This window comes from Tabrizicola sp. T74 (assembly GCF_057219935.1).
Genome location: NZ_JBXVVT010000007.1, coordinates 190,512 through 201,152, shown reverse-complemented (window position 1 = coordinate 201,152; position 10,641 = coordinate 190,512). Strand labels below are relative to the sequence as shown.

Here is a 10,641-nt window from a genome sequence, read left to right as displayed (position 1 = left end):
GGCCGAGATGGTCGCGGGCCAGCAAAGCCTGTTCGCCAACCAGGCCGAGATGATGGCCCAGGCCGAGGACCAGCGGAAGACCCGCATCCGCCAGATCGAAAGCCAGATCGAGGGCTTTGCCGCCCAACAGGACGCGATCCGCACCCAGGCCGACCTTGTGGAATCCGAACTGGCGACCCAGCGCGACCTTCTGGCCAAGGGCCTGACACAGGCGGCCCGCGTCTCGGGGCTGGACCGCGAACTCGCGCAGTTGAACGGGCGGTTGGGCGAGCTGACCTCGGCCCGCGCCGAAGCCGAGGGGCGCATCACCGAGATCGAGATCGAGATCACCGCGCTTCTGACCCAGCAGCGCGAACAGGCCCAGGCCGAATTGCGCGACGTGGTGGCCAGCGAAAGCCAGCTGGACGAGCAGGCCCGCGCCCTGACCGACCGGATCACCCGGCTGGAGGTCAGGTCGCCCGCCGCAGGCCTGGTGCTTGGCCTGCAGGTGACGACGCCGCAGGCGGTGATCCGCCCCGCCGACGCCCTGATGTTCATCGTCCCGCAGGACCGCCCGCTTCTGGTCGCCGCGCGCGTGCCCGTCACCCATGTCGACGAGGTTCATTCCGGCCAGGATGTCCGGCTGGTCTTCTCCTCGCTGCCCTCCCGCTCCACGCCCGAAGTGATCGGCAAGGTGACGCTGGTGTCAGCCGACGCGCTGACCGATGACCGCAGCGGCGCAAGCTACTTCCGCACCGAAGTCGCCATCGACGCCGCCGCCCTGAAGACGCTCGGCGACGCCGAGGTGGTGCCCGGCATGCCGGTCGACGTCTTCATCCGCACCGGCGACCGCACGCCGCTCTCCTACCTCCTGAAACCGCTCACCGACTACTTCCGCAACGCCTTCCGCGAGACGTAGGCCCCCAGGGGTCAGGACCTCCTTACTCACGCCGTCCCCGCGCTTTACAGCCCCGCCTGGCGCGGGCTAGGTCTGGCGAACAGGGAAGACTTGCCGAGGATGGCCCGTGCCGACAGCTTCGATCCTTGGAACAGGGACGGCCCGCGACCTTCCGATTGCCACCAGCCTGGAGCTTGACCGCATCCACGGCCTCCCCGACGGCGAGGTTGAGCGGCTGACTGGCGTCACCCAGCGGCCCCGCGCGGGCGGGCGCGACCAGGTGGCGCTGGCGGCCGAGGCGGCGCTTGCGGCCCTCACTGACGCCGGGATCGACCCCGCGGCGCTTGACGCGATCCTCCATGCCGCCGCCGTCCCCTACCAGACCATCCCCGCCACCGCGCCCCTGGTCCAGACGGCCCTCGGCCTGCCCGACGGCGCGGTCGCGGCCTATGACCTCGGCGCAACCTGCCTGGGGTTCCTCGCCGCGCTGCAACACGCCGCCGCGATGGTCGAGACTGGGCGCTGGTCCCGCGTTCTGGTCGTCGCCTCGGAACGGATCAGCGACAACCTCGACTGGCGCGTCCCCGCGACGGCGGGCCTGTTCGGCGACGGGGCCGGGGCGGCGGTCGTGGGCACAGGCCCGGGGGGGCTGAAGGTCGGCCCGGTGGCGCTGAAGACCTACCCCTCGGGCTATGAGGACGCCCGCCTCCGCGCCGGCGGTACCCGGCTTGGCACCGACGCGCCATTGGACGAGATGCGCTTCTGGATGGACGGCCCCGCGCTTTTCGGCCTGACCCGCCGCCGGTTCGACGATTTCGTCCACGGTAGCCTGCAGACCCATGGCCTGACCCTCGACGACATCGCCCTTGTCGTCCCGCACCAGGCCAGCCCCGTCGCCCTGCGGCTGATGGCCCGTGCCCTGGGGCTGGGCGAGGATCGCCTGGTCGACCTGTCGGTGACCCATGGCAACCAGGTCGCGGCCTCGCTTCCCGTCACGCTGGACCACGCGCGCCGCAGCGGACGCCTGCACCCCGGATCGCGCGCCCTGATGCTGGGCACCGCCGCTGGCGTCACCTTTGGACTGGCGGTATTGGAGGCTTGACCATGCGGCTGACCTTCCACACCCAGGCCCGGATCCCGGTCCCCGCGCGCCTCGTCCTCGCAGGCGGGCGCGGGCGGCTGGACCTTGCGGTCCGCTATGGTGTGCTGGAACGTCCCGGCCAGCCGCCCATCCTGATCGACGCGGGCTGGCCCGACCACCGCCCGGGCGAGGGCCTGGGCCTTTGGCTCTACCGCGCGATCCTGCGGCCACGGGTCGACCCTGCCCTGTCCCCCCAGGCCGTGCTGGGCCGCCCGCCGGGAGCCGTCCTTCTGACCCACCTCCACGCCGATCACGTCGGCTCGGTCCGCAGCCTGACCGGCGTCCCGATCCACGCCCCGGCGCAGGCCCTGGCCCACGCGCGCCGCCATCCCTGGCGGGCCTTGCGGCATGGGGTGATGGCCCACCTTCTGCCCGACCGGGTGATCGACATGGCAGGCGATACCCCCCTGCCCTTTGGCCTCGGCCGGGGCAAGGACGTGCTGGGCGACGGCTCGGTCTTTTCGGTCCCCCTGCCCGGCCATGCCGATGGGCACATGGGGCTTCTGTTCCCGGGCTTCGCGACCCCAGTCCTTTACGCTGCCGACGTGCAATGGGTCTGGCCCGCCATTGCCGAAAACCGCCCGCCACGCGGACCGGCCCGGCTGGTCTACGACGACCCCCGCGCCGCGATGGAAAGCCTCGCCCGGGTCCGCGACTTTGCCGCCGCGGGCGGGCGCGTGGTCCTGTGCCACGACCCCGACCCGGTGCCGGTCTTCACCGCATGACGCTGCAGGGGGCCGCCATCGCGCTCCGCACCTTTGCCGCGACCTTGGCGAGGGCCGCCTGGCAGCGCGACCGCGCGCGGTTCGAGGCCTGGCAAGCCCGCCGTCTGCAGGCCTGGCTGCACGACCATGTCGGGGTGGACAGGCTGCTGGCCCTGCCCGAGATGGACCGTCACAGCCTGATGGCCAATTTCGCCAGCCTGAACCGCCTGGGCCTCTCCACTGACGCCGCGACCGCCATTGCCGAAGGCCGCGCTCCCCTGCCCACGGGCCATCACGTCGGCCTCAGCACCGGCACCACCTCGGGCCGCCGGATGCCCTATCTCATCTCCGAAGCAGAGCGGTTCCTGTGGCTGGGCACGATCCTGGCCAAGACGCTGGGCCTTGCCGCCCTTGCCCGTCCGCGCGTCGCGGTGGCCCTGCCGCGCGGCTCCGCGCTCTATGACGCCGCAGGGGACGGGCGGGCGCTGCCCCTCTGCTTCGTCTCGCTGGCCGAGGGCTTCGCCGGCGCGCGCACAAGGTTGGAGGCCTTCCGCCCCGACGTCATCGTCGCCCCGCCACGCCTGTTGCACTGGCTCGCCCTGCAGCGCACGACCCTTGCGCCGCAACGCATCTTCTCGGCAGCCGAACTGCTGGACCCACCCGACCGCGCCGCGATCCGGGCAAGCTTTCCCGGGGCGCAGCTGGGCGAGATCTACATGGCGACCGAGGGCCTCTTTGCCGTCAGCTGCCAGCACGGGCGGCTGCACCTGGCCGAGGATTGCCTGCATTTCGACCTCGTCCCCGCCGGCGATGACGCGGTCGAGGCGGTGGTCACCGACTTCTCCCGCACTGCGCAGACCATGGCGCGCTACCGGACCGGCGATCTGTTGCGCGTCGTGCCCTGTACCTGCGGCTCGCCCTTGCGCGCGGTGGTGGTGGCGGGACGGGCCGCGGACCGGATCGGCGGCATCGCCCCGGACCGGCTGACCCATGCGGTGCTGAACGCCGGCGCGCCGGATTTCCGGCTGGTGCAGCAGGGCGAGGACGATCCGGTTCTGACCCTGCCGCCGGGTACCGATCCCTCAGGACCCAGCGCGGCGCTTCAGGCACTGTTGGATCGCCCGATCACTGTGGAAACCCGGCCCCTCACCCCGCCCGAGGACACCAAACTGCGCCGCGTCATGCGGATTGCGTGACCCGTTCCAGCGTGGCCAAGAACCGCTCGGCGGGGTCATAGGCCGCAGCGGCAGCGCGAAAGCGGGGGATGGCGGGCCAGTCTTCCGAAAGCAGACGGTCCACCAATCCCGCCGCGCCCACCAGCGACTTGGCGCGTAGCCCCAACCCATGCCATTCGATCCGCGCGGCCATGTCGAACTGGTCGAAATCCTGCGGCACGACCAGGCTCGGCATCCCTGCCGCAATGGCCGAATAGGCGATGCCGGTGCCGCCATGATGGATCACCGCATCGAACCGTGGCAGGTCGCGCTGATAGCAGAGGCGCGGTACGACCAGCAGGTTTCGTGGTCCAATCGATCCGCTCGGCCCTCCTTCCATCCGGCCCGCCGAAGCGACGATCACCCAGTCGGGCCGGTCTTCCGCCATCCTCTGCAGACCCGCTCGCCACCGCGCCCGCGCCCAGGGCAGATGCGTGCCAAGCGTGGCAAAGATCAGCCGATTGGCCTGCGGCAGCTCGGGCGCAGGGTCCAGCAACGGGGCAGAGGCGAGGGGGCCGATCATCTGAAACGCCCCCGGCCAGCGCCGGGGAAACTCCAGTTCCGCCATCCCCAGGCCCAGGATAGCCTGCGGTGAATAGATCGCCTCGCTGCCGTCCGCACGGAACGGTCGGGAAAGCTCAGGCGGCAACTGGCGGCGAAACAGGGCAAAGACCGCCTGCCGCAGGGCGCGATGTCCCAGCCGCCCCACCGCATCCCGCACCCGCCCCGGCATTCCACGCGGAGGAGTCCAGCCGCCACAGAAGGACGGCGTCCCGTTCGGCGCGTACAGCGACAGGGGTGAGGCGACCATGGTGACCCATGGCACCCCCGTCCGCGCCGCCGCCGGTCCCGCCATCAGCGCCACGCTGTCGGCGACCAGCACATCGGCCCGCCAGCTGAGGATTTCATCGCACAGGTCATCCGTCAGCCCCGGCACCAGCGCCAGGTTCGCCCGCAGCTGCGCCAGCGCCGCCCAGGGCCGCCCGGTGATCCGACCAAACCCCTCGGCCAGATGCTCCAGCGCGCCGGGGGCGAGCGATGGCGGGGCCGCCGCCTCGATCCCCCGCGCCTGCAGGAACGGCAGCCGAGCATGCCCGGTCAGCACCCTTACCGCATGCCCCGCCCCCTGCGCCGCCAAGATCAACGGCACCAGCCGGTCCAGATGCCCGGCAAAGGGTGGCGCGATGACCAGGACCCTCATCCCCGCCAGTCCCGCAACAGACCCGCCACCGCAGCCCTCGTCTCTGGGCAGGTCCAATAGCCCATGTGCCCGCACGGCACCCGGACATCCGGCGCGGCCCGGTGCAGCGCGCGCGAGATCAGGTCGCGCTCACCCACCACCGTGACCAGCCGCACCCCGGGCCAGTGCGGCCGTTCCCCCAGCACCGGGCCCAGGGCGATGACCAGCCGACAGACCCCTTCGACCCAGCCGCACCGCAGCAGATCCAGCCCGCAGCTTCCGGTGATGATCGCCACCGGCCCACCCAGCGCCATCAGCCGCCCCGCGACCGCCTCGCGCGCCGCCCCCGTCCGCGCCGCCCGCCACTGCACGGCGTTGCGCCAGGCGGCCAAGGGCAGCGGCACCGCCCCCTCAGGTACCCCGCCAACCCAAGGATAGCCGTCCCGCACCCCTTCCAGATGCCCCGGAGTCACCGCGGCCAGGAACTCCGATTGCACAGGGGCCAACCCGGTCCGCGCAGGGTCCGACCGGCCGGTCAAAAGTGCGACGCGAGCCACTGTCACTCGTACCGGATCCCGTCCGCCGTCAGCCTCATCCGGCGGCTGCGCCAGCGGATACGCCCGGGCCGCAGCGCCGCGGCAATCGACACCAGCGGCAACACCAGCTCTGCCGCCACCACCGCCCAGATCGGAGCCGTCCCCCGCCCCCCGATCGCCCGCACCAGCCGCCGATGCAGCGCCGCCCGCACCACCAGCAGGCCCAGCCAGACCACCACCGCCAACGGCCCGTCGAACACCGCCAGCACCAGCCCCACGAGGGGCAGCACGGCGGGCACCAGCACCAGCCCCAGCATCGCCCCGTCGAGGTTCGCCGCCACATAGCGATGCGCAAAGACCGTCCAGCGCCGCAACAGGCGCAGCGCCTCTGGCAGCCCCCGCAGCGTCACCGCCACCCGCGCGGGCACAGCCGTCTGCAGGATCGGGCGGCCATTCCCCGCAAGCAGCTGCGCAACCGCCCAGTCATCCGTCACCGAATGGCCCATCGCCGCAAAGCCGCCCATCTGCCGCAAGGCCCCGGCATCGACTGCATAGGCCATCCCGTTGATCGTCCGGTTCCGCCCCAGCCGCGCCATCGCGAGATAAGCCGAGGCGCCCTGCCCGTCGACAAACCCCGCCACCAGCGCCTCGGCCGCCGTCGCAGGCGTCCGCCCCCAGCTGGGCAGGGCCGTCGCGAGCCCCCCGGAGCCCCGCGCCAAACCCGCCAGCCGTTCCAGCCCGCCGGGTTCCAGCGTGGTGTCATCGTCCAGCACGGCCAGCACATCGGTATCGGCCAGAGCCTCGCCCCGGATCAGCTTCAGCGTCTTGGGGTTCTCGCCATCATGTGGCGGGCGGCCCGTCACCACCTGCACGCCTGTCCGCCCCTCGGCCAGCCCGAAGGCCACCCGCTGGCCCTCGGGATCATCGTCATCAACCAGCCAGACGAACCGTGCCCCCGGCGCATGGTCCGGCCCATGGGCCAGCGTCTCCTCCAGCGTCGGGTCGCCCGACAGGATCGGCTGTAGCACTGTCACCGAAACCGGCGACACCCCCGCCCCATCCCGATGCCGCCAAGCGAGCCGCAACCGCACCGCGTGACAGCCCGCGTAAACCAGCCCCAGTCCAACCAGTACCACACCGATCACGGGTCCGCCCCCACCTGGCCCATGGCGGGATCATCCAGCCGCGCGCCCCCCTGCCACCAGCGGCGAAAGCGCTCAACCGCCAGGTTTGTCGGCACGTCCGGCGGCCCCAGCTCGGCGCGAGTGCGCGCATCCTGAAAGGTCTTTGTCGCAGTGAACACTTCCACCCCGAAGCGGGTCAGCGGAGGCTCCCACCAGCCGGTCCGGCGAGACAAGGCCTCCAGCGCCACAGCAGCCCGGCGCGCACCATCGACGCCAACGGTCAGCGACGGCCCGGGCAGGCCCAGCCGCGCCAGCACGTCCGCAACGAAGGCCTCGATGCCGACCGGGCTTTGGTCGATCAGGTGGAAGATGCCCTCTGCCTGCCCCTCCACCGCCCGCGCGACCTGCCGCACCAGCGTATCGATCGACACCAGGTCCCCCCGCGCCGGAACCACCGTCCGAAAGCGCGGCAAGACCCGCAGCCGGGCCGCGCGGGCGATGCGGGGAAACAACACCGTGTCGCCCACGCCATAGACGGCGCGCGGCCGCAGGATCGCCCAGGACCCGGGATAGGCGGCGACCAACGCCTCGGCTGCCCGCTTCGTTCGGGCATAGTCATTGACCGCCGGCGTCATGGGCGCAGGCGCCTCGGGCAGATCCTCCTGATCGCCCTCGGCGTACAAGACAGAGGAAGACGAAATCAGGATGAACCGCGCCCCCGTCCGCGCTGCCAGCGCCAAGGCATGGCGCGTCCCCGTCACATTGGCCGCGTCAAAAGCCGCAGGCCGCCCCCAGGGCGCGGACAGGGCGGCGGCGTGGATGACGGTATCGAAGGGCGCAAGGTCCGGCACCCCGCGCGTCAGGTCATGCGCCACCGCAACGTCGGCGGCCTCAACCCGGGGCGGGCGGCGCGACAGGCCGGTGACGTGATGCCCGCGCGACCGCAGATAGCGCCCGACCGCCCCGCCGACGAAACCGCTTGTGCCGGTGACCAGTATCCTCATGCCGCCAGCAATACCCGGGATCGGGCGGAACGAAAGTCAGAACTTCCAGCCCCTCGCTGCCAAGGCCTTGCAGGGCGCCCGCACCAGCGTCACCATGGCGCGACGGAACGGAGGACCCGCGATGAAGATCAACGGCCAGGCCTATCGCACGATCTGGCGCGACGACCGGGGCGTGGTGCAGGTGATCGACCAGCGCTGGCTGCCGCATGAGCTGCGCATAGTGCCCCTGATCACCCGCGCCGACTTTGCCACCGCGATCCGCGACATGTGGGTGCGGGGCGCGCCGCTGATCGGGGCCACCGCCGCCTGGGGGATGGCGATGCAGATGGCCGAGGACCCCTCGGACAGGGCGCTGGCTGAGACCTGGGACATCCTCCACGCCACCCGCCCCACCGCGATCAACCTCCGCTGGGCGCTCGACGAGATGCGCCGCCTGCTCGCCCCCCTGCCCCCGTCAGCCCGCGCCGCCGCCGCAGCCGCCCGGGCGAAGGCGCTCTGTGACGAGGATGTCGAGATCAACCGCCAGATCGGCCTCCATGGCCTCCACATCATCCGCAAGATCGCCGCGACCAAGCCCGGCAAGCCGGTCAACATCCTGACCCACTGCAACGCGGGCTGGCTTGCCACCGTCGACTGGGGCACTGCCACCAGCCCGATCTACCATGCCGATGCGGCGGGCATCCCCGTCCATGTCTTCGTCGACGAAACCCGCCCGCGCAACCAGGGGGCCCAGCTGACCGCTTGGGAGCTGAACAGCCACGGCATCAGCCATGACCTGATCGTCGACAATGCGGGCGGCCACCTGATGCAGCATGGCGAGGTCGACATGGTCATCGTCGGCACCGACCGCACCACAGCGCGGGGCGATGTCTGCAACAAGATCGGCACCTATCTCAAGGCGCTGGCGGCGCGGGCGAACGGTGTGCCGTTCTACGTGGCCCTGCCTTCACCCACCATTGACTGGCGGGTGATGGACGGCCTGCGCGAGATTCCAATCGAGGACCGCAGCCCCGCCGAGGTCACCCTGATCCAGGGCCGCGACACCGATGGCGCGATCCGAACGGTGCAGATTTCACCCAATGGGACGGGGGCCAGGAACCCTGCCTTCGACGTGACCCCGGCCGATCTGGTCACCGGCCTCCTGACCGAACGCGGCCTTTGCCCGGCGACCGAAGCGGGCCTTGCCGCGATGTTTCCGGACCTCAGGGCCGCCGTCGCGGGCGCGTCGAAAGATGCCTAACCCTTCCTGAACGCCCGCGCGCAAGCCGTTGATTGCGCGTCGAAATCAGAAAATGTCCACCGTGGGCAGACTCAAGCCTCGACCCACAACCCCTCGTCCTTGACGATCTTGTAGGCCTCGTCCAGCGACTTCTTCGCCCGCTCGATCAGCACGTCGATCTCGGCGGGGGTGATCACCAGCGGCGGCGCGATGATCATCCGGTCGCCCACGTGCCGCATGATCAGGTTGTTGGCAAAGCACCGCTCCCGGGTCTTGTAACCGACGGTCCCCGCCTCGCTGGCAAACTTCGCCCGCTTGGCCTTGTTCGGGGTCAGCGCGATGGAGCCCATCAGCCCCACGAGCTTCGCCTCGCCCACCATCGGATGGTCGGTCAGCTTCTCCCACCGCTCGCGCAGGTAGGGCGAGGCCACGTCCCGCACATGCTCCACGATCTTCTCGTCCTGCATGATCCGCAGGTTCTCCAGCGCTACCGCGCAGGCCACCGGATGGCCACTGTAGGTATAGCCGTGGAAGAACTCCCCGCCACCACCTACAACGTTGGCCACCTCGTCACAGACGATCGACCCACCAATCGGCGCATAGCCCGAGCTGAGCCCCTTCGCGATGGTCATGATATGCGGCTTGATGTTGAAGGTCTCGGACCCGAACCATTTCCCGGTCCGACCAAAGCCGGTGATGACCTCGTCGGCGATCAGCAGGATCCCGTACTTGTTGCAGATCCGCTGGATTTCCGGCCAGTAGGTCTTGGGTGGCACGATCACGCCGCCCGCACCCTGGATCGGCTCGCCAATGAAGGCGGCCACATTGTCCGGCCCCAGCTGCAGGATCTTCTCCTCCAGCTGCCGCGCGCGGGCCAGGCCGAACTCGTCTTCCGACATGTCCCCGCCCTCGCCCCACCAGTAGGGCTGGTCGATATGCTCGATCCCGTCGATCTTGCCGCCATGCGCGTGGATCGGCTTCATCCCGCCAAGCGAGCCGCCGCCCATCGTGGAGCCATGATACCCGTTCCACCGCGCGATGATGGTCTTGCGCCAGGGCATCCCCTTCACGTCCCAGTACCGGCGCACCAGGCGGATGTTGGTGTCGTTCGCCTCCGACCCCGAGCCCGCGAAGAACACGTGGTTCAGATCACCGGGCGCAAGCTTAGCGATCTCCGCCGCCAGCGCGATGGCCGGCACATGGGTCGTCTGGAAGAAGGTGTTGTAATAGGCCAGCTCCTCCATCTGCCGCGCCGCGACCTGGGCCAGTTCCTTGCGGCCATAGCCGATGTTCACACACCACAGCCCCGCCATCCCGTCGATGATCCGATTGCCCTCGCTGTCGGTCAGCCAGACGCCTTCCCCCCGCGTGATGACCCGCGCGCCCTTGGCCGCCAGCCCCGCCTTGTCGGTAAAGGGGTGGAAGTGGTGTGCGGCGTCCAGGCGCTGCAATTCGGCCGTCGGCATGTGGTTGGTGATCATGTTCATGGGGGTGACCTCGCGGGAATCGGCAGGGCCTGCTGCCCCGTCTTGATCGCGAGGATATGATCAAACGCGCCGCCGTTCAAGAAATTTGATCAAATTATCTGACGCCTTTCTCTTCCCCAAATATCCCGGGGGTTTGGGGGCAGCGCCCCCATCAT

Annotated in this window: 10 protein-coding genes; 5 read left to right on the top strand and 5 right to left on the bottom strand. The window is 70.3% G+C overall.

The genetic code is table 11. The features are described 5' to 3' along the window. From AC2EAL_RS19980 to AC2EAL_RS19965, 4 genes are all read left to right on the top strand, one after another. Positions 1-898, top strand: an 898-nt coding sequence (locus AC2EAL_RS19980; RefSeq protein ID WP_484725992.1) for an HlyD family type I secretion periplasmic adaptor subunit, incomplete at its 5' end; no start/stop codon positions are given. A 106-nt stretch (positions 899-1,004) separates the two neighbouring features. After that, positions 1,005-1,979 (top strand): 3-oxoacyl-ACP synthase III family protein, encoded by a 975-nt coding sequence (locus tag AC2EAL_RS19975; RefSeq protein ID WP_484725991.1) that lies wholly within the window; start codon positions 1,005-1,007, stop codon positions 1,977-1,979. Positions 1,980-1,981: 2 nt separating this feature from the next. Further along, positions 1,982-2,743 carry an MBL fold metallo-hydrolase gene (locus AC2EAL_RS19970; protein WP_484725990.1) on the top strand — a complete coding sequence of 254 codons (762 nt, stop codon included), beginning with the start codon at positions 1,982-1,984 and terminating at the stop codon, positions 2,741-2,743. After that, the gene (locus tag AC2EAL_RS19965) at positions 2,740-3,918 is read left to right on the top strand and encodes a CoF synthetase (protein WP_484725989.1); all 1,179 of its coding nucleotides are present in this window, start codon (positions 2,740-2,742) and stop codon (positions 3,916-3,918) included. The genes AC2EAL_RS19970 and AC2EAL_RS19965 overlap by 4 nt, the downstream gene beginning before the upstream one ends. On the opposite strand, the gene AC2EAL_RS19960 is transcribed toward AC2EAL_RS19965, so the two are convergent. From AC2EAL_RS19960 to AC2EAL_RS19945, 4 genes are read right to left on the bottom strand one after another with little or no spacing between them, the layout of a single operon-like run. Next, a complete protein-coding gene (locus AC2EAL_RS19960; protein ID WP_484725988.1) occupies positions 3,902-5,137 on the bottom strand; it encodes a glycosyltransferase in 1,236 nt (411 codons plus the stop codon). The genes AC2EAL_RS19965 and AC2EAL_RS19960 overlap by 17 nt on opposite strands. Beyond that, positions 5,134-5,622, bottom strand: a complete 489-nt coding sequence (locus AC2EAL_RS19955; protein WP_484725987.1) for a hypothetical protein — start codon at positions 5,620-5,622, stop codon at positions 5,134-5,136. Before AC2EAL_RS19955 ends, AC2EAL_RS19960 begins: the two co-directional genes overlap by 4 nt. A gap of 53 nt (positions 5,623-5,675) precedes the next feature. Then, positions 5,676-6,797: a glycosyltransferase family 2 protein gene (locus AC2EAL_RS19950; RefSeq protein WP_484725986.1), complete on the bottom strand. Its 1,122-nt coding sequence runs from the start codon at positions 6,795-6,797 to the stop codon at positions 5,676-5,678. Further along, positions 6,794-7,780 (bottom strand): NAD-dependent epimerase/dehydratase family protein, encoded by a 987-nt coding sequence (locus tag AC2EAL_RS19945; protein ID WP_484725985.1) that lies wholly within the window; start codon positions 7,778-7,780, stop codon positions 6,794-6,796. The genes AC2EAL_RS19950 and AC2EAL_RS19945 overlap by 4 nt, the downstream gene beginning before the upstream one ends. 121 nt (positions 7,781-7,901) lie before the next feature. Here AC2EAL_RS19945 and mtnA point away from each other — a divergent pair, with 121 nt between their 5' ends. Then, positions 7,902-9,020 (top strand): S-methyl-5-thioribose-1-phosphate isomerase, encoded by a 1,119-nt coding sequence (gene mtnA, locus AC2EAL_RS19940; protein ID WP_484725998.1) that lies wholly within the window; start codon positions 7,902-7,904, stop codon positions 9,018-9,020. 71 nt (positions 9,021-9,091) lie between these two features. Here mtnA and AC2EAL_RS19935 read toward each other — a convergent pair whose 3' ends face one another. After that, complete coding sequence (locus AC2EAL_RS19935; protein WP_484725984.1) at positions 9,092-10,486, bottom strand: aspartate aminotransferase family protein; 1,395 nt, start codon at positions 10,484-10,486, stop codon at positions 9,092-9,094. Positions 10,487-10,641: the final 155 nt, after the last annotated feature.

Coding starts and splice junctions, on each gene's coding strand:
- AC2EAL_RS19970 (WP_484725990.1), top strand. CDS start 1,982: ATGCGGCTGACCTTCCACACCCAGGCCCGGATCCCGGTCCCCGCGCGC.
- AC2EAL_RS19965 (WP_484725989.1), top strand. CDS start 2,740: ATGACGCTGCAGGGGGCCGCCATCGCGCTCCGCACCTTTGCCGCGACC.
- AC2EAL_RS19960 (WP_484725988.1), bottom strand. CDS start 5,137: ATGAGGGTCCTGGTCATCGCGCCACCCTTTGCCGGGCATCTGGACCGG.
- AC2EAL_RS19945 (WP_484725985.1), bottom strand. CDS start 7,780: ATGAGGATACTGGTCACCGGCACAAGCGGTTTCGTCGGCGGGGCGGTC.
- mtnA (WP_484725998.1), top strand. CDS start 7,902: ATGAAGATCAACGGCCAGGCCTATCGCACGATCTGGCGCGACGACCGG.
- AC2EAL_RS19935 (WP_484725984.1), bottom strand. CDS start 10,486: ATGAACATGATCACCAACCACATGCCGACGGCCGAATTGCAGCGCCTG.